This window comes from Pseudonocardia sp. P-1, from assembly GCF_058111925.1.
Genome location: NZ_CM176614.1, coordinates 773,374 through 793,931 on the forward strand (window position 1 = coordinate 773,374; position 20,558 = coordinate 793,931).

Sequence of the window (20,558 nt, forward strand, 5' to 3'; positions counted from 1 at the left end):
CGTCAGCGGCGCGCGAGCGCCAGCTGCACGCAGGTCACGACACCGGCCATGGCCTTCTCGACCTCGTCGAGCGGGGGCAGGGTCGGGGCGAGGCGGATGGTCGCGTCCTGCGGGTCCTTGCCGTAGGGGTGCGTCGCACCGGCCGGGGTCAGGACGACGCCCGCCTCCTTCGCCAGCCGCACGACCTCCGAGGCGAGGCCGTCCGGGACGGTCAGGCTCACGAAGTAGCCGCCCCGGGGCTTGGTCCAGGACACGCCCTCGACGTCGGAGAACGCCTCGGTCAGCAGCCGGTCGACCGCGGCGAACTTCGGCGCGATCAGCTCGCGGTGGGCGGCCATGTGCGCCCGCAGCCCGGCGGCGTCCTTGAGGAACAGCGCGTGCCGCAGGTGGTTGACCTTGTCCGGGCCGATCGTCTTCTTCGACGCCAGCTTCAGCCACCAGTCGACGTTCGCCGGCGAGGCACCGAAGAACGCGACGCCCGCACCGGCGAGGGTGATCTTGGAGGTGGACCCGAAGACGAACGGGCGGTCCGCGTTGCCCGCGTCGGCGGCCAGGGTGAGGACGTCGGCGATCTCGACCTCCTCGGTGGTCAGGTGGTGCACCGCGTAGGCGTTGTCCCACATGATCCGGAAGTCCGGCGCGGCCGTCGGCATGGTGGCCAGCCGGCGCACGACCTCGTCGGAGTAGACGACCCCGTCGGGGTTCGAGTACTTCGGCACGCACCAGATGCCCTTGATCGACGGGTCCTCGGCGACGAGCCGCTCGACCTCGTCCATGTCGGGGCCGTCCGCGGTCATCGGGACGGTGACCAGGTCGATCCCGAGCCGCTCGCACACGCCGTAGTGGCGGTCGTAGCCGGGGACCGGGGCGATGAACGCGACCCGGCCGGCGTCGACCCAGCGGGTCGGGGCGCCGGGCAGCGCGGTCAGCAACGCGTGCACGAGCGTGTCGTGCATCAGCTCCAGGCTGGAGTTGTTCGATGCCACCAGCTGCCCGACCGGGACCTGCAGCGACGGCGCGAAGATCTCCCGCAGCTCGGGCAGACCCTGGCCGCCGCCGTAGTTGCGGGTGTCGGTGCCGTCGGCCGCGCGGAACTGTCCCGCGCCCGGCAGACCGAGCAGCTCGTGGGACAGGTCCAGCTGCTGCGCGGACGGCTTGCCCCGCGTCAGGTCGAGCTTCAGGCCGGCGGCCTTGAGCTCCTCGTAGGCTGCGGCAGGGTCGGTCATGCGGTTCCTCCGGTGAACTCTCGCGCTGCTGCGACCGCGGTACGCAGGTCGGTGAGCTGCTCGGCGACCCGGTCGCCGGCCGTCCCACCGCGCGCGTTCCGCGACGCGATGGAGCCTTCCACGGTCAGTACGTCGCGGACACTCGGGTCGAGTGCCGGGTGCACGGCGGCCAGCTCGGCGTCGGTCAGGTCCTCCAGCCCGACGCCGCGGGCCTCGGCGGCGCGGACGCAGCCGCCCGCGGCCTCGTGCGCCACGCGGAACGGGACGCCCTGCCGGACGAGCCACTCGGCGACGTCGGTGGCGAGGGTGAACCCGGCCGGGGCCAGCTCGGCGAGCCGCCCGGTGTGGAAGGTCAGGGTGGCCACCATCCCGGCGACCGCGGGGAGCAGGAGCTCCAGCTGCGCGACGGAGTCGAACAGCGGCTCCTTGTCCTCCTGGAGGTCCCGGTTGTAGGCCAGCGGGAGCCCCTTGAGGGTGGTCATGAGCCCGGCGAGGTTGCCGACGAGCCGGCCGGACTTGCCGCGGGCCAGCTCGGCGACGTCGGGGTTCTTCTTCTGCGGCATGATCGAGCTGCCGGTGGAGAACGCGTCGTCGAGGGTGACGTAGCCGAACTCGGCCGTCGCCCAGAGGATGATCTCCTCCGACAGCCGCGACAGGTCGACGCCGATCATCGCGAGGACGAACGCGGCCTCGGCGGCGAAGTCCCGCGAGGCGGTCCCGTCGATCGAGTTGGCCGAGGACCCGGTGAAGCCGAGCTCGGCGGCGACGGCCTCCGGGTCGAGCCCGAGCGAGGACCCGGCGAGCGCGCCGGAGCCGTAGGGCGACCAGGCGCTGCGCCGGTCCCAGTCGGCGAGCCGGTCGACGTCGCGCAGCAGGGCCTGGGCGTGCGCGGCCAGCTGGTGGCCGAGCAGCACCGGCTGGGCGTGCTGCAGGTGGGTGCGGCCGGGCATCGGCGCGCCGGGGTGGGCCTGCGCCTGGGCGACGAGGGCGTCGACGACGTCGAGCACACCGGAGCCGACCCGTCGCGTGGCGTCGCGCAGCCACATCCGGAACTGGGTGGCGACCTGGTCGTTGCGCGAGCGACCGGCCCGCAGCTTGCCGCCCAGGTCGGCACCGGCCCGCTCGATGAGGCCGCGCTCCAGCGCGGTGTGCACGTCCTCGTCGCCCGGGTCGGGGCCGAACGCCCCGGAGGCGACGTCGGCGGCGAGCTCGTCGAGCGCCTTGTGCATCCCCGACAGCTCCTCGTCGGTCAGCAGACCGGCGCGGTGCAGGACCCGGGCGTGCGCCTTCGAGCCGCGGATGTCGTAGGGGGCCAGTGCCCAGTCGAAGTGGGTGGACTTCGACAGCGCCGCGAGCGCGTCGGCCGGACCGGACGCGAACCGGCCACCCCACAGCGCTCCGCCACCGGCGACCGCGCCCTGTCGGGGGTCCGCGTCGGTCATGTCGGGTCTCCTTCTCGTTCGTCGTGCGTCCCGGCGGCCGCGTGGGCCCTCCGGGGCAGGTCCTGCAGCCGTTCGGCCAGCTCCGCCCCGGTGAGGGGCTCGCGGGCGACGACGATGACCGTGTCGTCGCCGGCGATGGTGCCGACGACGTCGTGCAGTGCGGCCCGGTCGAGTGCGCTCGCGAGGTAGTGCGCCGCGCCCGGCGGGGTCCGCAGGACCGCCAGGTTCCCACTCGCGTCGGCGGACACGAGCAGCTCCCCCAGCAACCGGGCGACCCGCCCGGTGCCGCCCTCGACCCCGCGCACGGGGCTGCCGTCCTCGGGGATGCGGTAGACCGGCTGCCCGCCGTCCGCGCCGCGGAGCTTCACCGCGCCCAGTTCGTCCAGGTCTCGCGAGAGCGTGGCCTGGGTCGTCTCGATGCCGTGCCGCTCGTGGAGCAACCCGATGATCTCCACCTGGCTGCTCAGCTCGTAGTTCCAGACCACGTCGATGACGGCCGCCTGCCGGCTGGCCCGGCTCACCGGGTTCCTGCGGTCGCGGTCCGCCTCACCCATGCCGCAGGAGCCAGGTGAGCAGAGCCTTCTGCGCGTGCAACCGGTTCTCGGCCTCGTCCCAGACGGCGCTGGCGGGGCCGTCGAGGACCTCGTCGGTGATCTCGTCGCCCCGGTGGGCGGGCAGGCAGTGCAGCACGATCGCGTCCGGTGCGGCGCGCTCCAGCAGCGCGGCGTTCACCTGGTAGGGCCGGAACGGCGCCACCCGGTCCAGCCCGTCGTCCTCCTGGCCCATCGAGGTCCAGGTGTCGGTGACGACGACCTGGGCGCCGTCGACGGCGGCGACCGGGTCCGCGACGAGCGTGACCGATCCCCCGGTCTGCTCGGCCCGGGTCTTCGCATCGCGCAGCACGTCGTCGTCGGGGGTGAACCCGGCGGGTGCGGCGATCCGGACGTGCAGCCCGGCGGTGGCCCCGCCGAGCAGCAGCGAGTGGGCGATGTTGTTCGCGCCGTCGCCGAGGTAGGTCAGGGTGAGCCCGGCGAGGCGGCCGAACCGCTCCCGCACGGTCTGCAGGTCCGCCAGGATCTGGCACGGGTGGAACAGGTCGGTGAGCGCGTTGACGACCGGCACGGTCGCCGCGCCGGCCATCTCCCGGATCCGCTCCTGGCCGCTGGTGCGCCACACGATCGCGTCGACGTAGCGCGACAGCACCCGGGAGGTGTCGGAGATCGTCTCGCCGCGCCCCAGCTGGCTGGTGGTGCCGTCGAGGATGATCGCGGTGCCGCCGAGCTGGGTGATCCCGGCCTCGAACGACACCCGGGTACGGGTGGAGGACTTGTCGAACACGACCCCCACGGCGCGCGGCCCGGCGAGCGGGCGCTCGGCGAACGGGTCGGCCTTGAGCCGGTCGGCGAGGTCGAGGACCTCGGCCTGCTCGGCCGGGGTCAGGTCGTCGTCGCGGAGCAGGTGGCGGACCATCAGTTCCCCTGCCCCTCGTGCTGGGCGGCGGCCGCGTCGAGGACGGCGGGCAGCGCCGTCAGGAACTCCTCGGCCTCGTCGTCGGTCAGGGTCAGGGCCGGGGCCAGCCGCAGCCGGTCCGGGGTGGCGTTGTTCACCAGGATCCCGGCGTCGCGCGCGGCCGCGGCGGCCTGGGCGGCGACCGGCGCGGTGAGGCCGACGCCGATGTGCAGACCGGCGCCGGAGACGTCGCCGACCAGGGGGTGGCCGAATCCCTCGATCCGGCTGCGGATCTCCTTGCCGAGCCGGTCGACGTGGGCGAGCAGCCCCTCGGCGGCGACCGTGTCGAGGACGGCGAGCGCCGCGGCGCACGACACCGGGTTGCCGCCGAAGGTGGTGCCGTGCTGGCCGGGCTCGAGCAGGGCTGCGGCGTCGCCGAACCCGACGCAGGCCCCGATCGGGAGACCGCCGCCGAGGCCCTTGGCCAGGGTGATCACGTCGGGGACGATGCCGTGCGCCTGGTGGGCGAACCAGTACCCGGTACGGCCGATGCCGGTCTGCACCTCGTCGAGGACCAGCAGCGCACCGCGCTCGGCGGTGATCCGACGGGCCTGCGCCAGGTATCCCTCGGGCGGCACGATCACCCCGGCCTCGCCGAGGATCGGCTCCAGGAACACCGCGGCGGTCCGTTCGGTGACGGCGGCGTCGAGTGCGGCGGCGTCACCGAACGGGATGTGGGTCACCCCGGCGGGCATCGGCTCGAACGGGGCACGCTTGGCGGGCTGCCCGGTCAGCGCGAGCGCACCCATCGTGCGGCCGTGGAACGCGCCCTCGCAGGCGACGATCTCCGGCCGGCCGGTCCGGCGGGCGATCTTGAAGGCGGCCTCGTTGGCCTCGGTGCCGGAGTTGCAGAGCAGGGTCCGGGCGTCGTCGCGGCCGAGCAGTGCCTGCAGCCGCTCGGCGAGCTGCAGCGCGGGCTCGGTGATGAAGAAGTTCGAGGTGTGGCCCAGGGTGCGGACCTGCTCGGACACCGCCTCGACGACGGCCGGGTGCGCGTGTCCGAGCGCGTTGACCGCGATCCCGGAGTAGAGGTCCAGGTACGCGCGACCCTCGGCGTCCCAGACGCGGGCGCCCTCGCCGCGGACCAGGGTCAGCGGCGGGGTGCCGTAGTTGTTCATCAGTGCGGCCTGCCACCGCTGCGCGTGCGTGGTCATGTCGTTCCCCCAGCTGTGGCGTCCGGCAGCACCATGGTGCCGACGCCTTCGTGCGTGAACACCTCGAGCAGGACCGAGTGCGGCACCCGCCCGTCGATCACGTGGGCCTGTCCGACGCCCGACCGCACGGCGCGCAGGCAGGCCTCCATCTTCGGGGCCATGCCGCTCTCCAGGCGGGGCAGCATCGGCTCGAGCTGGTCCGCGGTCAGCGAGGTGATGATCGACTCCGGGTCGGGGTAGTTCGCGTAGAGCCCCTCGACGTCGGTGAGCACCACGAGCTTCGCGGCGTCCAGCGCGCCGGCGAGCGCCGCGGCGGCGCTGTCGGCGTTGATGTTGTGGACCTGGCCGTCGGCGTCCGGCGCGATCCCGGCGACGACCGGGATGCGACCCGCCGCGATGATGTCCAGCACCGCGTCCGGGTTGACCTTCGTGACGTCACCGACCAGGCCGATGTCGACGGGCTCGCCCCCGACCAGCGCGGTGCGCTTTTCGGCCGTGAACAGGCCCGCGTCCTCCCCGGACAGGCCGACGGCGAGCGGCCCGTGGGCGTTGATCAGCCCGACGAGCTCGCGCCCGACCTGGCCGAACAGCACCATCCGGACGATCTCCATCGTCTCCGGGGTGGTGACGCGCAGGCCGCCGCGGAACTCGCCGGGCATGCCGAGCCGCTTCAGCATCGCCGAGATCTGCGGCCCGCCGCCGTGCACGACGACCGGGTGGATGCCCGCGAGCCGCAGGAACACCATGTCCCGGGCGAAGGCCTGCTTCAGCTCGTCGTCGATCATGGCGTTGCCGCCGTACTTGACGACGACGATCCGGCCGTGGAAGCGCTGCAGCCAGGGCAGCGCCTCGGCGAGCACACCGGCCTTCTCCCCCGCCCGCTTCAGCCGGGCCGGGGTCTCCGGGGACGGCGCGATCTGCGGCTGAGGCAGCGCGTCCGGGGCGACCGGCTCAGGAGGAGTAGGCACTGTTCTCCTCCACGTAGGCGTGCGACAGGTCGGTGGTCCGGATCTCGGCGGTGTGCCCGTCGGCCCCGCCGGACAGGCCCAGCTCGACCTCGATCAGCACGTCCTTCCCGGACAGGTCGCAGTCGGCCCGGTCCCCGGCGACGACGGCGCCCTTGCACAGCAGCACGCCGTTGATCGTGACGTCGAGTCGCTCGGGGTCGATCTCGGCGTCGGCGTACCCGGCGGAGGCCGCGACCCGGCCCCAGTTCGGGTCGGACCCGAACATCGCGGTCTTGACCAGGGAGTCGCGGGCGATCGTGCGGGCGACGGTGACCGCGTCGTCCTCGGAGGCGGCGCCGGTGACCCGCACGGTGATCCGCTTGGTGACGCCCTCGGCGTCGGCCTGCATCTGCTCGGCGAGGTCGCGGCACACGCGGGTGAGCGCGGCGGTGAACACCGCCGGGTCGGCCTCGACGCCGGACGCGCCGGAGGCCAGCACCAGCACGGTGTCGTTGGTGGACATCGAGCCGTCGACGTCGAGCCGGTCGAAGCTGTAGCGGACCGCCTCGCGCAGCGCGGCGTCGAGCGTCGCCCGGTCGAGGACGGCGTCGGTGGTGAGCACGCTGAGCATGGTCGCCATCGACGGGGAGATCATCCCGGCGCCCTTGGTGGTGCCCCCGACGGTCCAGCCCGCCGGGTCGGTCACCACGGACTCCTTCGGGACGGTGTCGGTCGTCATGATCGCGGCGGCGACGGCGGAACCGGCCTCGGGCCCGGACGCCAGCTCCGCGGCGGCCGACCGGACCCCCGCCAGCACGGTCTCCCGCGGGAGCTGCTCACCGATCAGGCCGGTGGAGCACACGGCGACGTCGATCGCGCCGCAGCCGACCACCTCGGCGACCTGCTCCGCGGTGGCGTGCGCGACCTGGAAGCCCTCGGCGCCGGTGCAGGCGTTCGCCCCGCCGGAGTTGAGGACGACCGCGCGCAGCGAGCCGGTGGTCAGCACCTGCTGGGACCAGAGGACGGGGGCGGCCTTGACCTTGTTGCGGGTGAAGACCCCGGCGGCCTCGGCGCGCGGGCCGTCGTTGACGACGAGCGCCAGGTCGGCCCTCCCGGACTTCTTGATCCCGGCGGCGATCCCGGCGGCCCGGAAGCCCTGGGCTGCGGTCACGCTCACGGCGCCACTCCCGTCGTCGGCAGGCCGGTGGTCTCGGGCAGACCGAGGGCCAGGTTCATGCACTGGACGGCGCCGCCCGCAGTGCCCTTGGTGAGGTTGTCGATCGCGGAGACGACGACCAGCCGGGCGGCGTCGACGTCGACGGTGACCTGCAGCGCGACCATGTTGGAGCCGAGGGTCTGCGCCGTGGTGGGCCACTGGCCCTCGGGCAGCAGCCGCACGAACGGCTCGTCGGCGTAGGCCTTCTCGTAGACCGCCCGGACCGCCTCGGCGTCGGTCGCCGGGTCGGCCAGCGGGGCGGAGCAGGAGGCGAGGATGCCGCGCGGCAGCGGCGCGAGCACCGGGGTGAAGCTCACCGACACGGGAGAGCCGAGCGCGGTGGACAGGTTCTGTGCGATCTCCGGGGTGTGCCGGTGCACGCCGCCGACGCCGTACGCCGACAGCGACCCCATGACCTCCGCGCCCAGCAGGTGCGGCTTGGGCGACTTGCCCGCGCCGGAGGTGCCGGTGACCGCGGTGATCACGACCTCGGGGGCGACCAGGCCGGCGACCAGGGCCGGGACCAGCGCGAGGCTGGTGCCGGTCGGGTAGCAGCCCGGCACCGCGACGCGACGGGTGCCGGTCAGCGCGGCCCGGGCACCGGGCAGCTCGGGCAGCCCGTAGGGCCAGTGCCCGGCGTGCTCGCCGCCGTACCAGCGGTCCCAGGCGGCCGGGTCGGTGAGGCGGTGGTCCGCCCCGCAGTCCACGACGAGCGTGTCCGGCCCCAGCCGGGCCGCCAGTTCCGCGGACCTGCCGTGCGGGAGTGCGAGGAACACCGCGTCGTGTCCGGCGAGGTTCTCCGCCGTGCTCTCGCCCAGGACGCGGTCCGCGAGCGGGGTCAGGTGCGGCTGGTGCTCGCCCAGACGCGTCCCCGCGTTCCCGCCGGCCGTGAGGGCGCCGATCTCCACCTCGGGATGTGCGAGCAGCAGCCGGAGGAGCTCTCCCCCGGCGTAGCCACTGGCTCCCGCCACTGCGATGCGTACCACGTGGATGAGTATGCACTTCCCCGGAAAGCCATGCAATCGGGATTCACGATCGCGACCGGCCGGTGCGGAACCGGCCCGGCGGCCGCATGCGACGCCTAGTTTCCCGCGGGTGCGGCGACGGGTGACACGCGGGGTGGGACCGGGCGCGGGAGCGCCCGCACGGGGACGGTCGGTGGCGCGCACGGCGGCCGTCGCGGCGGTGCTCGCGGGGCTGCTCGGCGGGTGCGCGTCGACCGTGTCCGGGACGCCGTGGCCGACGGGGCAGGGACCCGCGCTGCCGTCGTCCGGGGCGGCGCCGGTGGAGCCCACGCGACGGCCGCCGACGTCGTTCACGGTGCCGGGGCCGCTGTCGAGCGGGCCGCTCGCCGCCCCGACCACCGACGGCCGCCCGACGGCGACGGTCCCGCCCGTCCCGGTGCCGCACCCGTCCGGGGTCCCGTCCGGTCCGCCCGACGGCGGGGCCGGTGTGGCGCGCACGGTGCCGCCGGTGCCGGTCGGGGACGGCGCGTCCCGTGTCCCGGACGGCCGGGTCCGGCCCTCCCCGGGTACGGCGCGCTCCACGGCCCGGCCCGCCTCTCCGGCCGCTCCGGCCCCGCTGACCTCGGACGTGGTGGCCGACGAGTGCCTGCTCGACCGGGCGGCGCTGACCGGGCTGCTGGGCGGGCCGCCGGTCGCGCCGGCGACGAACGCCGTCGTCACCCGCACCGACGGGACCCGCACCCGGGCCTGCTTCGCGCTCGCCGACGGCGTGACGGTGTCGGTCAACGTGTACACGACGAACCGGAGCACGCCGGCCGGCTACGTCGCCGGCGCACGGCACGGCAGCGCGGTGACCGGACTCCCGGCGGGGACCTCGGCGACGGTGCTCGACACCGTCGCCGGGCCGACCCTGCAGCTGGCCACCGCCCGGTACCTGGTGACGGTGGCGGTCGCGGGGCGGACACCGTCCCGCGACCGGTGGCGGGCCGCCGCGGTCGCCGCCGTCGCGGCGGCCCCGCGCTGAGCCGGCCGTGGCCCGGCGCGGGCCCGCCGCGGACCGGGGTCAGCGCAGCGCGGCTCCGTGCCGGGCGGTGGCCTCGGCGACCGCCGCGTCCCGCGCGGCGTTCGCCTCCTCGCTGGTCAGCGTGCGGTCCGCGGCGCGCAGGCGCAGCGAGAACGCCAGCGAGCGGCGGCCCTGTCCGACCTGGTCGCCGGTGTAGACGTCGAACAGCCGCACCGACTCCAGCAGCTCCCCCGCGCCCGCGGTGAGCGCGTCGGCGAGGTCCGCGGCCGGGACCGTCTCGTCGGCGACCAGCGCGACGTCCACGGCGACCGGCGGGAACGCCGACACCCGCGGCACGGGCAGGTTCTCCCGCAGCGGGACCGCGTCGAGGTCGATCTCGGCCGCGGCGGTGCGGGCCGGCAGCCCCAGCGCCTCGACGACCTTGGGGTGCAGCTCCCCGGCGTACCCGACGACGGTGTCGGTGCCCGCGACGACGAGCTCCGCGCACCGGCCCGGGTGCCACGGCGCCCGCTCGGCGCGACGCGGCCGCAGCTCCACCCCGGCGGCGGCACCGGTCAGCCGGGCCGCCTCGACGGCGTCGGACCAGGCGGCGGGACGGCCCCGGCCCCACCAGCCGCGCGGCTCGCGGTTCCCGGCGAGGACGACCCCGACGTGGACGGGCTGGTCGGGCAGCGCGGCGCGCAGGGCGGCGTACTCGGCGTCGGACGGACGGCCGGTCACGGCCGGGTCGGGCATCGCGGGGGTGCTCTCCCCCGGCTGCACCACCTGCGCGATCGCGTACAGCGCGAGGTCCTCGGCGCCGCGGGAACGGTTGCGCACCAGCATGTCCAGCAGCCCGGGGAGCAGGGTCGTCGTGAGCCGGGACCGCTCGGCGTCGAGCGGGTTGGTGACGGCCACGGTGCGGCGGCGCTCGTCGTCGGCGGGCAGGCCCAGGTCGTCCCAGACGGCGTCGGAGACGAACAGGAACGGCAGCACCTCGACGTGGCCGGCCTCGGCCAGCGCGCGCGACACCGCGCGGCGGCGCCGCTGGGCGGCGGTCAGACCACGGCCGGCCGGGGCGGTGGGCAGCACGGAGGGGATGGCGTCGTAGCCCTCCAGGCGCAGCACCTCCTCCACGAGGTCGGCGGCCATGGTGAGATCCGGGCGCCAGGTCGGCGGGGTCGCGACGACGACGCCCTCGCCGCCGGCACCGGTGTCCAGCGAGACGGCGCAGCCGACCTGGGTCAGGCGGCGCACGGTGGCCCCGCGCGGGTAGTCGACGCCGGCGACACGGTCGGGCATCGACAGCGGCATCCGCACGCTCGCGACGGCGGGGACCCCGCCGGCGTCGGTGCGGCCGTCGGCGAGGGTCCCGCCGCCGAGCTCGACGAGCAGCTGCGCGGCGCGCTCGGCCGCGACCGGCGGCAGCGCCGGGTCCACCACCCGCTCGAACCGCTTGGACGCCTCGCTGGGCAGCTTGTGCCGGCGCGCGGCGCGCGCGATCACCGGTGGGGAGAAGTGCGCGGCCTCCAGCAGCACGTCGACCCGGGCGCCGTCGGCGAGGTCCCCCGGCGCGGGGATCTCGGTGGACGCGCCGCCCATGACACCGGCGAGCCCGATCGGGCCGGAGTCGTCGGTGATGAGCAGGTCGTCGGTGTCCAGCGCACGGGTGTGGCCGTCGAGGGTCTGCAGCTTCTCCCCCGTCGTCGCGCGGCGGACCTCGATGGCGCCGGTCAGGCGGGTCGCGTCGTAGGCGTGCAGCGGCTGGCCGAGGTCGAGCATCACGAAGTTGGTGACGTCGACGATCAGCGAGATCGGCCGCATCCCGGCCGAGAGAAGCGCGCGCTGCATCCACCAGGGGCTGGGCGCGGCCGGGTCGACGCCGTCCACCCGGCGGGCGACGAACCGCGGGCAGGCATCGGTGTCGGCGAGCCGCACCGGCCACGCGTCGCCGGTGGTGTCCGGGACGGTGACCCGGGTGACCGGGTCGGTGTAGTCGGCGTCGAGCGAGGTCGCGAGCTCGCGGGCGAGACCGCGGACGGCGAAGCAGTAGCCCCGGTCCGGGGTGACGGCCAGCTCGACGACGGGCTCGGACAGGCCGAGGACGTCGAGGGCGTCGTCGCCGGGCTCGGCGGTGCCGGGCGGCAGCACGAGGATGCCGCCGCTCTCGGCGCCGAGGCCGAGCTCCTTCGCCGAGGCGATCATGCCGTCGGAGACCTTGCCGTAGGTCGTGCGCTGGGCGATCGCGAAGTCACCGGGCAGCACCGCACCCGGCTCGGTGACGACGACGAGGTCGCCGACCGCGAAGTTGCGGGCGCCGCACACCACGTAGCGGTGGCGCTGCCCCTCGAAGCCCACCCGGCAGTACCGGATCGGCTTCTTGAACCCGGTGAGCTCCTCGATCTCCTCCACCCGGGCGACCGTGACCGGCCCGGTGACCGCGGGGGCCGGGTGGATCTCCTCGACCTCCAGCCCGACGCGGACGAAGGCGTCGCCGATCGCCTCGGGACCGGCGGGCAGCGCCGCCGGGTCGATGTGCCGGGCGAGCCAGGACGCGGACACTCGCACTGCTCAGAACTCCTCGTGTGGAAGCGGGGTGGGCCGGGTCAGACGCCGAACGCGGTCGAGAAGCGCACGTCGCCCTCGACCATGTCCCGCATGTCCGGGATGCCGTTGCGGAACATCAGGGTCCGCTCGATGCCCATGCCGAACGCGAAACCGGAGTAGACGTCGGTGTCGACGCCGCAGGCGCGCAGGACGTTGGGGTTGACCATGCCGCAACCGCCCCACTCGACCCAGCCGGGGCCGCCCTTCTTCTGCGGGAACCACAGGTCCACCTCGGCCGAGGGCTCGGTGAACGGGAAGTACGACGGCCGCATCCGGGTGCCGGCCTCCGGGCCGAACACCGCGCGGGCGAACGCGTCGAGCGTCCCCTTGAGGTGGGCCATGGTCAGCCCGCGGTCGACGGCGAGGCCCTCGACCTGGTGGAACACCGGGGTGTGGGTGGCGTCGAGCTCGTCGGTGCGGAAGGTCCGGCCGGGGCAGGCCACGTAGACCGGCAGCTCGCGCTCCAGCAGCGACCGGACCTGGACCGGCGAGGTGTGCGTGCGCAGCACCGTGCCCGAGTCCTGCCCGCGCTCGGGGTCACCCAGGTAGAAGGTGTCCTGCATGGTGCGGGCGGGGTGGTCCTTGCCGAAGTTGAGCGCGTCGAAGTTCAGCCACGACGCCTCGACCTCGGGACCCTCCGCGACCTCCCAGCCCATCCCGACGAAGATGTCGGCGATCCGCTCGGACAGCTGTGTGATGGGGTGGCGCGCGCCGCGCGGGCGACGGTCCCAGGGCAGCGTGACGTCGACGGCCTCCTCGGCCAGCACCCGGGCGTCGCGCTCGACGAGCAGGACCTCGCGGCGCGCGTCGAACGCGGCCTGGGCCTCCACGCGGGCGGCGTTGACCCGCTTGCCGGCGTCGGCGCGCTCGGGGCCGGGCAGCTGCCCGAGCGACCGGCGGGCCATCGGGATCGGGGCGCGGTCGCCGAGGTGCGCGGGCTTCGCCGCGGCCAGCGCGTCGAGGTCGCCCGCCTCGTCGAACGCCGTGCGGGCGGCCTCCACCGCGGCCTTCAGTGCATCCGGGTCGAGAGGGCTCGCCGTGTCGTTCTCACTCATGGTGCCCACGATCGTAGAGGGCGGCCGCGAGGCGGTTTCAGTCGCGCGCCGGGGACAGCTGCGGGGCGACGCCCGCGCGGGCCCCGACCGTCGCGTACAGGCAGATCGCCGCGGCGGTGGCGAGGTTCAGCGACTCGGCGCGGCCGTGGATCGGGACGCGGACCCGGTGGTCGGCGGCGGCGTGCACCTCGGCCGACGGGCCGTGCGCCTCGCTGCCGAGGATCCAGGCGACGGGCCCGGCGAGGGTCGGGGTGACGGCGGGGTCGTGCAGGTCGACCTCGCCGTGCCCGTCGGCGACGAGCGTGGTCAGCCCGGCCGCGCGGCACATCTCGACGACGGCGGGCGCGTCCCGGTCGCGGGCCAGCGGCAGGTGGAACACGCTGCCGGTGGAGGCCCGGACGGCCTTGCCGTTGTGCGGGTCGACGGTGTCCCCCGCCAGGAGGACCGCGTCGCAGCCCGCCGCGTCGGCGACCCTGATCACGGTGCCGACGTTGCCGGGGTCGGAGATGCCGTCGCAGACCGTGACGAATCCGGGGACCCCGGCCAGCGCGGTGGCGACCGGGACGTCGAGCAGGTCGCAGACGGCGACGATCCCCTGCGGGGTGACCGTCTCGGACAGACCCGCGGCGGCCTTGTCCGTCACCGGGGACACGCGGGCGCCGGAGCGCTCCGCGGCCTCGACCAGCTCGGGGTGGCGCTCGGCGGCGACGGCGGTGACGAACAGCTCGTGCACCGTCACGGCGGCGAGGGCCTCGCGGACGGCCTGGGCGCCCTCCACGAGGAAACGCCCGGCCCGATCGCGCCCCGCGCGCCGCAACAGCTTGCGTGCTGCGGCAACGCGGGGAGTGCGTTCGGTACCGGGCGTGGAGTCCGCGGAGCGCTCGCCGGCGCCGCGCGACTCGATGTCGCCTCGGGTCACCTCAGGCCGCGGAGCCCTGCTCGGTGCCGACCGGCAGGTTCTCCTTCGCCACCGCGACGAGCGCGGCGAAGGCAGCCGGGTCGCTGACGGCGATCTCGGCGAGGTTCTTGCGGTCGACCTCGACACCGGCGGCCTTGAGGCCCTGGATGAACCGGTTGTAGGTCATGTCGTTGGCGCGGGCCGCGGCGTTGATGCGGGTGATCCACAGCTGCCGGAAGTCGCCCTTGCGCGCACGACGGTCCCGGTAGGCGTAGTTCATCGAGTGGAGCATCTGCTCCTTGGCCTTGCGGTACAGCCGCGAGCGCTGCCCGCGGTAGCCGGCGGCCGACTCCAGCGTGGTGCGGCGCTTCTTCTGGGCGTTCACGGAGCGCTTCACGCGTGCCATGGGGTATCTCCTGGGGCTTCTCCGGCACTACCGCGATGGGGGTACGGCGTGCCGGGGTTCGTGAAAGGGGCGGAAGGTCAGTGACCGAGCAGCTTCTTGACGCGCTTCACATCGGCCTTGGCGAGCTCGACGGTGCCCGACAGGTCGCGCTTCTCCTTGCGCGACTTGACCTCGAGACGGTGCCGCAGCCCGGCCTGCTGGCGCATGAGCTTGCCGCCACCGGTGATGCGGACGCGCTTCGCGGTCCCCTTGTGCGTCTTGTTCTTCGGCATGACGTATCCGTTCGATGTCGGCCCCCGAGGTTCCGGGGGTCGGTGCGGGTACTGCGTGTCCGTTCCGTGCCCGGCTGCGGCCGGGCACGGGACCTCACGCCTCGGCGTCTGCCGGGGCGTCGGAGCTGGCTGCCGCCGTCGTCTTGCGGGACGCCGGCTTCTTGGTCGGCGCCAGCACCATCGTCATGTTGCGGCCGTCCTGTTTCGGAGCGGCCTCGACGACGGCCATGTCACCGATGTCCTCGGCCAGGCGCTGGAGCAGGCGGTAGCCCAGCTCGGGACGCGACTGCTCGCGACCACGGAACATGATCGTGACCTTGACCTTGTTGCCGCCTTCGAGGAAGCGGATGACGTGACCGCGCTTCGTCTCGTAGTCGTGCTTGTCGATCTTCGGCCGGAGCTTCTGCTCCTTGATCACGGTGAGCTGCTGGTTGCGCCGGGACTCCCGGGCCTTCTGCGCGCTCTCGTACTTGAACTTTCCGTAGTCCATGAGCTTGCAGACCGGCGGGCGGGCCTGGCCGGCGACCTCGACGAGGTCGAGGTCGGCGTCCTGGGCCAGCTTGAGGGCGTCCTCGATGCGCACGATCCCGACCTGCTCGCCGTTCGGGCCCACGAGGCGGACCTCGGGCACGCGGATGCGGTCGTTGATGCGGGGCTCTGTGCTGATGGGGTCTCCTGTGTGACTCGCTGTGTCGCTACTACCTGCTGCCGGCGACGACAAGCGAAGACCCGTTGATCGGCCCGCGACAGAATGCCGCCGCGAAGCCGGACCATGGACCCGGACACCGTTACGATCACGGCGCGGGTGGGAGCGGGGCTCCACTTGACGCCCGGAACACACGTGTCAACGCGATCCCGGGTGGTCGCATTCCCGAGGGTAACAGGCTGCCGGTGCGCCGGGAACGCGGGGTCCGGGCCGGGACCTGCGCGGACCCCTGGCTGGGGCCGGGCTCAGCCCGCGCTGGCGGCCTTGGCCCGGCTGCGCCGTGCGGTCGCCGGCCGCCCCGCGCCCGCGGTGCCGTTGCCGTTCGACGACGAGGTCCGCCGCCGGACCGGCTTGACCGGTGTGTCGTCCGGGGTGACCAGGTCGCGCAGGAACCGGCCGGTGTGGCTGTCGGGGTGTGCCGCGATCTGCTCCGGCGTCCCCTGGGCCACCACGGTCCCGCCGCCCGAGCCGCCCTCCGGGCCCATGTCGATGACCCAGTCCGAGGTCTTGATGACGTCGAGGTTGTGCTCGATCACGATCACGGTGTTGCCCTTGTCCGCCAGCCCCTGGATGACGGCGAGGAGCTTGCGGATGTCCTCGAAGTGCAGACCGGTGGTCGGCTCGTCGAGGATGTAGACGGTGCGGCCGTTGCTGCGCTTCTGCAGCTCACTGGCGAGCTTGACGCGCTGGGCCTCACCGCCGGACAGCGTCGGCGCGGGCTGCCCGAGCCGGACGTAGCCGAGGCCGACGTCGACCAGGGTCCGCAGGTAGCGGGCGATCGAGGTGATCGGCTCGAAGAACTCGGCGGCCTCCTCGATCGGCATGTCGAGGACGTCGGCGACGGTCTTGCCCTTGTAGTGGACCTCGAGGGTCTCCCGGTTGTACCGGGCTCCCTTGCAGACCTCGCACGGGACGTAGACGTCCGGCAGGAAGTTCATCTCGATCTTGATCGTGCCGTCGCCGGTGCACGCCTCGCAGCGGCCGCCCTTGACGTTGAAGGAGAAGCGGCCCTCGGCGTAGCCGCGGACCTTCGCCTCGGTGGTCGCGGCGAACAGCTTGCGGACCTTGTCCCACACGCCGGTGTAGGTCGCCGGATTGGACCGCGGGGTCCGCCCGATCGGCGACTGGTCGACCCGGACGAGCTTGTCGAGCTCGTCGATGCCGTTGATACGGGTGTGCCGGCCCGGCACCTGGCGGGCGCCGTTGAGCCGGTTCGCCAGCACCGTGGCGAGGATGTCGTTGATCAGTGTCGACTTGCCGGACCCGGACACCCCGGTGATCGACACCAGGCCGCCGAGCGGCACGTCGACGTCGATGCCGCGCAGGTTGTGCTCGCGGGCGCCGACGATGGTCAGCCTGCGGTCGTGGTCGAGCGCGCGGCGCTCGGGCAGCGGGATCGACTTGCGCCCGGACAGGTAGGCACCGGTCAGTGAGGTGTCGTGCGACTCCAGGTCGGCGATGGTGCCGGAGTGCACGACGCGGCCGCCGTGCTCACCGGCGCCGGGGCCGATGTCCACCGCCCAGTCCGAGGCGCGAATGGTGTCCTCGTCGTGCTCGACGACGATCAGGGTGTTGCCCAGCTCCTTGAGCCGGGTCAGCGTGTCGATCAGCCGCCGGTTGTCGCGCTGGTGCAGCCCGATCGACGGCTCGTCGAGCACGTAGAGGACCCCGACCAGGCCGGAGCCGATCTGGGTGGCCAGCCGGATGCGCTGCGCCTCGCCGCCGGACAGCGTGCCCGCGGCGCGGTCCAGCGACAGGTAGTCCAGCCCGACGTCGAGCAGGAAGCCCAGCCGGGCCTGCACCTCCTTGAGCACCGCGCCGGCGATCATGGCCTGCCGGTCGTCGAGGACCATGCCGTTCAGGAACTGCGAGCACTCGGCGACCGACATGTTCGACACCTGCGCGATCGACCGCTCCCCCAGGTCGCGGTGCGGCAGGGTCACCGACAGCACCTCGGGGCGCAGCCGGGCGCCGTTGCAGGCGGGGCAGGGGATGTCGCGCATGTAGCCCTCGTAGCGCTCCCGCTGCGACTCGGACTCGGTCTGCTCCAGGCGGCGCTCGAGGAACGGCATCACGCCCTCGAAGTTCGCGTAGTACGAGCGCTCGCGGCCGTAGCGGTTGCGGTAGCGCACGTGGACCTGGTCGTCGCTGCCGTGCAGGACCGCCTTCTGGGCGGCGGCGGGCAGCTTGCGCCAGGGGGTGTCCATCCGGAACCCGACCGCGGCGGCCAGGCCGGACAGCAGCCTGCCGAAGTACTCCGCGTTGTGCCCGGACGACCAGGGCGCGATCGCGCCGTCGCCGAGGGACAGGTCCGGGTCGGGGACGACCAGCTCGGGGTCGACCTCCTTCTTGATGCCGATGCCGGAGCAGGCCGGGCAGGCGCCGTAGGGCGAGTTGAAGGAGAACGTGCGGGGCTCGAGGTCGTCGACGGCGAGGGTGTGCCCGTTCGGGCAGGCCATCTTCTCGGAGAAGCGGCGCTCGCGCTGCGGGTCGTCGTCGGGCAGGTCCACGAAGTCCAGCACGACCAGGCCGTCGGCCAGCCGCAGCGCGGTCTCCACCGAGTCGGTGAGGCGCTGCTTGGCGGTCGCCTTCACCGAGAGCCGGTCGACGACGACGGAGATGTCGTGCTTCTCCTGCTTCTTCAGCTTCGGGGGGGCCGAGAGCGGGTGGACCGTGCCGTCGACGAGGACGCGGGAGTAGCCCTGCGCCTGCAGGTTCCCGAACAGGTCGACGAACTCGCCCTTGCGAGTGCGCACGACCGGCGCGAGCACCTGGAAGCGGCTGCCCTGCTCCATCTCCAGGACCTGGTCGACGATCTGCTGCGGGGTCTGCTTCTCGATCCGCTCGCCGCAGGTCGGGCAGTGCGGGATGCCGGCGCGGGCGTAGAGCAGCCGCAGGTAGTCGTGGATCTCGGTGATCGTGCCGACCGTCGACCGCGGGTTGCGGTTGGTCGACTTCTGGTCGATCGAGACCGCCGGGGACAGTCCCTCGATGAAGTCGACGTCGGGCTTGTCCATCTGCCCGAGGAACTGGCGCGCGTAGGCCGAGAGGGACTCGACGTAGCGCCGCTGGCCCTCGGCGAAGATCGTGTCGAACGCGAGGCTGGACTTGCCGGACCCGGACAGCCCGGTGAAGACGATCATGCTGTCGCGGGGCAGGTCGATGTCGATGCCCTGCAGGTTGTGTTCGCGCGCGCCACGCACGACCAGCTTCGGCCCGTCCGGGACCGGCGACGCGCCCGGGGACAGGGCGGTGCCGGCGTCGCGGCGGTCGGTGCTGTGGTCGCTCACGTTTCGCGCCTCCTGGGGTGGCGGTGCCGTCCGGGTGATACCCGGTCGTAGCGCCCGCAGGGCTGGGGACATTCCGCGACCGGGCACCTGTGGCCGGTGAGGTTCGTCCCCACGTCAGCCGCCGATGCTAGGTCGACCCACCGACGGCGAGCCCGTCGAGCCGGCCCCGCAGGCGGTCCGGCGCGGTGGATGCACACCGGGACGCGCCGGTCGGTCCGCAGCGCACGGTACTCGCACGTCCGTTCGACCCGTCAGCGGCCCCGTGGGTGCGACCGGCGGGTTCTCCCCACCGCCGGATGTCGGTGCGGGCCGCTACCCTCCCGCTCGTGGACGTCCTGGAGAACTACACCGGTCACACCGACCCCGGCGGCGCGGCCATCCGCCGCGACCTCGAGCGCCTGAGCATCAGCAAGGTCTCGGTCGGCGAGATGGACAACAACGCCTACCTGCTCGTGTGCAAGCAGAGCAACGAGGCGCTGCTGATCGACGCGGCGGCCGAGCCGACCCGCATCGCCGACCTCGTCGGCGCCGCCGACGAGCGCCCGGACCTGCGTCACCTGGTCACCACCCACCGCCACGCCGACCACTGGCAGGCGCTCGGCGCGATCGCGGGCATGTTCGAGCCGCGGCTGATCGCCCACCCGCAGGACGCCCCGGAGCTGCCGGCCCCGATGGACGAGTTCGTCGAGCACGGCGACACGATCACCTTCGGCGAGATCGAGCTGGAGGTCATCCACCTGCGCGGGCACACGCCGGGCTCGCTGGCGCTGCTCTACCGCGGGGAGGACCGGCCGCACCTGTTCACCGGGGACAGCCTGTTCCCGGGCGGGCCGGGGAAGACCTGGTCGGCGGAGGACAACGCACAGCTCATCGGCGACCTCGAGGAGCGGGTGTTCGACGTGCTGCCCGACGACACCTGGTTCTACCCCGGCCACGGGGACGACTCCACGCTCGGCGAGCAGCGGCCTGACCTGCCGGAGTGGAAGTCCCGCGGCTGGTAGCCGACACCGTACGGCCCGACGGCCGGGCCGGTGACGGCCCCGGGCTCCGGGTCAGCCGGCCGGGCCGGGACGGCGCAGCGCGCGGAGCCGCAGGTCGACCGCGGCCGCCACGGCGGGCAGCCCGGCCCATGTGGTGCGGTCACCGTGGCGGACCAGCGGGCACGCCGTCACGACCAGGCCCGGATCCAGGTCGCCCGCGGCGGCGTGCACGGCGGCGGGCGGCGGGTCGGCGACCGACTGCACGCCCGGGGCGTCCAGCAGGATCCGGATCCGCCTGCCGTGGCAGCGGGCCGCGGCGAGCGGATCCCGGTGCCGGGCGAGCTCGGTCCGCCAGGCCGTCCCGGCCAGGGCCGCGGCGCCGTTGCCGGAGCCGCCGGGGCGGCCCGAGGCGCCGGCCGGCACGGCGACCTCGTCCCGGACGTCGTCGTCGACGAACCAGGCCACGACGACCGCCCCGTTCCCGGCACCGGCCGTCCGGGCGAGCTCCAGGTCGACCGCGAGCGGGTTGCCCCGGGCCCGGTCCCCGGTGGCCCGGGACAGCGGCACGAGTAACAGGGCGTGCCCGCCGGGGCGGAACCCGTCCGCGTCCCGGACCCGGGCCAGCCCGGCCAGTGCGGGCCGCAGCGCCGCGGCCGTCCCGAGCCCGGTCGCGTCGACGACGGTGAGCAGCGGCCGGGCATCCGCGGGAGCGCGGCGCCACCCCGGCCCCGCCCCGCGGACCGGCCACTGCTCCCGGCCGGGACCGACCACGGGGTGCTCCGTCGCCGGACCATCCGGGAACCGGGCGGTGCCGGCGGCCCGCTCCGTCCCTGTCCCCGACCCTGGCCCGGGCCGGGGCGCCGGGTCGGCCGGGTACCGGTC

18 protein-coding genes are annotated in these 20,558 nt (G+C 74.2%); 2 read left to right on the top strand and 16 right to left on the bottom strand.

The features are described from left to right. Window positions 1-2: 2 nt before the first annotated feature. From AC0GKK_RS03690 to argC, 8 genes are read right to left on the bottom strand one after another with little or no spacing between them, the layout of a single operon-like run. Window positions 3-1,226, bottom strand: a complete 1,224-nt coding sequence (locus tag AC0GKK_RS03690; RefSeq protein ID WP_405417489.1) for an aspartate aminotransferase type Ic — start codon at window positions 1,224-1,226, stop codon at window positions 3-5. Further along, window positions 1,223-2,668, bottom strand: coding sequence for an argininosuccinate lyase (argH, locus tag AC0GKK_RS03695; protein WP_178375044.1), 1,446 nt, complete (start codon window positions 2,666-2,668; stop codon window positions 1,223-1,225). The genes AC0GKK_RS03690 and argH overlap by 4 nt, the downstream gene beginning before the upstream one ends. Next, window positions 2,665-3,222 (bottom strand): arginine repressor, encoded by a 558-nt coding sequence (locus AC0GKK_RS03700; RefSeq protein WP_062402841.1) that lies wholly within the window; start codon window positions 3,220-3,222, stop codon window positions 2,665-2,667. Before AC0GKK_RS03700 ends, argH begins: the two co-directional genes overlap by 4 nt. Next, complete coding sequence (gene argF / locus AC0GKK_RS03705; RefSeq protein ID WP_251786452.1) at window positions 3,215-4,138, bottom strand: ornithine carbamoyltransferase; 924 nt, start codon at window positions 4,136-4,138, stop codon at window positions 3,215-3,217. Before argF ends, AC0GKK_RS03700 begins: the two co-directional genes overlap by 8 nt. Then, entirely contained in the window at window positions 4,138-5,331 is a 1,194-nt protein-coding gene (locus tag AC0GKK_RS03710) for an acetylornithine transaminase (protein WP_489883168.1), read from the bottom strand. The genes argF and AC0GKK_RS03710 overlap by 1 nt, the downstream gene beginning before the upstream one ends. Next, window positions 5,328-6,248 carry an acetylglutamate kinase gene (gene argB, locus AC0GKK_RS03715; RefSeq protein WP_062404726.1) on the bottom strand — a complete coding sequence of 307 codons (921 nt, stop codon included), beginning with the start codon at window positions 6,246-6,248 and terminating at the stop codon, window positions 5,328-5,330. Before argB ends, AC0GKK_RS03710 begins: the two co-directional genes overlap by 4 nt. A gap of 34 nt (window positions 6,249-6,282) precedes the next feature. Beyond that, window positions 6,283-7,455 (bottom strand): bifunctional glutamate N-acetyltransferase/amino-acid acetyltransferase ArgJ, encoded by a 1,173-nt coding sequence (argJ, locus tag AC0GKK_RS03720; protein WP_489883169.1) that lies wholly within the window; start codon window positions 7,453-7,455, stop codon window positions 6,283-6,285. Further along, a complete protein-coding gene (argC, locus tag AC0GKK_RS03725) occupies window positions 7,452-8,486 on the bottom strand; it encodes an N-acetyl-gamma-glutamyl-phosphate reductase (protein WP_489883977.1) in 1,035 nt (344 codons plus the stop codon). Before argC ends, argJ begins: the two co-directional genes overlap by 4 nt. Before the next feature lie 166 nt (window positions 8,487-8,652). Between argC and AC0GKK_RS03730 the strand changes: the two genes are divergently transcribed. Next, window positions 8,653-9,483 carry a hypothetical protein gene (locus AC0GKK_RS03730; protein WP_489883170.1) on the top strand — a complete coding sequence of 277 codons (831 nt, stop codon included), beginning with the start codon at window positions 8,653-8,655 and terminating at the stop codon, window positions 9,481-9,483. A gap of 39 nt (window positions 9,484-9,522) precedes the next feature. On the opposite strand, the gene pheT is transcribed toward AC0GKK_RS03730, so the two are convergent. The 7 genes from pheT to uvrA form a co-directional block, all read right to left on the bottom strand. Next, on the bottom strand, window positions 9,523-12,030 hold the full coding sequence (gene pheT / locus AC0GKK_RS03735) for a phenylalanine--tRNA ligase subunit beta (RefSeq protein WP_489883171.1): 2,508 nt from the start codon (window positions 12,028-12,030) through the stop codon (window positions 9,523-9,525). Between the two features lie 38 nt (window positions 12,031-12,068). Then, the gene (pheS, locus tag AC0GKK_RS03740) at window positions 12,069-13,124 is read right to left on the bottom strand and encodes a phenylalanine--tRNA ligase subunit alpha (protein WP_226356502.1); all 1,056 of its coding nucleotides are present in this window, start codon (window positions 13,122-13,124) and stop codon (window positions 12,069-12,071) included. Between the two features lie 37 nt (window positions 13,125-13,161). After that, window positions 13,162-14,028: a TrmH family RNA methyltransferase gene (locus AC0GKK_RS03745; protein WP_062404719.1), complete on the bottom strand. Its 867-nt coding sequence runs from the start codon at window positions 14,026-14,028 to the stop codon at window positions 13,162-13,164. 16 nt (window positions 14,029-14,044) lie between these two features. After that, window positions 14,045-14,428 carry a 50S ribosomal protein L20 gene (gene rplT, locus AC0GKK_RS03750; protein WP_020623392.1) on the bottom strand — a complete coding sequence of 128 codons (384 nt, stop codon included), beginning with the start codon at window positions 14,426-14,428 and terminating at the stop codon, window positions 14,045-14,047. Between the two features lie 77 nt (window positions 14,429-14,505). Further along, window positions 14,506-14,700, bottom strand: a complete 195-nt coding sequence (gene rpmI, locus AC0GKK_RS03755; protein ID WP_020623393.1) for a 50S ribosomal protein L35 — start codon at window positions 14,698-14,700, stop codon at window positions 14,506-14,508. 94 nt (window positions 14,701-14,794) lie between these two features. Continuing rightward, window positions 14,795-15,337 carry a translation initiation factor IF-3 gene (infC, locus tag AC0GKK_RS03760; RefSeq protein ID WP_405421851.1) on the bottom strand — a complete coding sequence of 181 codons (543 nt, stop codon included), beginning with the start codon at window positions 15,335-15,337 and terminating at the stop codon, window positions 14,795-14,797. Window positions 15,338-15,651: 314 nt separating this feature from the next. Then, on the bottom strand, window positions 15,652-18,654 hold the full coding sequence (gene uvrA, locus AC0GKK_RS03765; RefSeq protein WP_489883978.1) for an excinuclease ABC subunit UvrA: 3,003 nt from the start codon (window positions 18,652-18,654) through the stop codon (window positions 15,652-15,654). 368 nt (window positions 18,655-19,022) lie between these two features. On the opposite strand from uvrA, the gene AC0GKK_RS03770 reads away from it, so the two are divergent. Continuing rightward, window positions 19,023-19,697, top strand: coding sequence for an MBL fold metallo-hydrolase (locus AC0GKK_RS03770; RefSeq protein WP_405417507.1), 675 nt, complete (start codon window positions 19,023-19,025; stop codon window positions 19,695-19,697). Window positions 19,698-19,748: 51 nt separating this feature from the next. Here AC0GKK_RS03770 and AC0GKK_RS03775 read toward each other — a convergent pair whose 3' ends face one another. After that, window positions 19,749-20,447: a hypothetical protein gene (locus AC0GKK_RS03775; protein WP_405417510.1), complete on the bottom strand. Its 699-nt coding sequence runs from the start codon at window positions 20,445-20,447 to the stop codon at window positions 19,749-19,751. Window positions 20,448-20,558 lie beyond the last annotated feature (111 nt).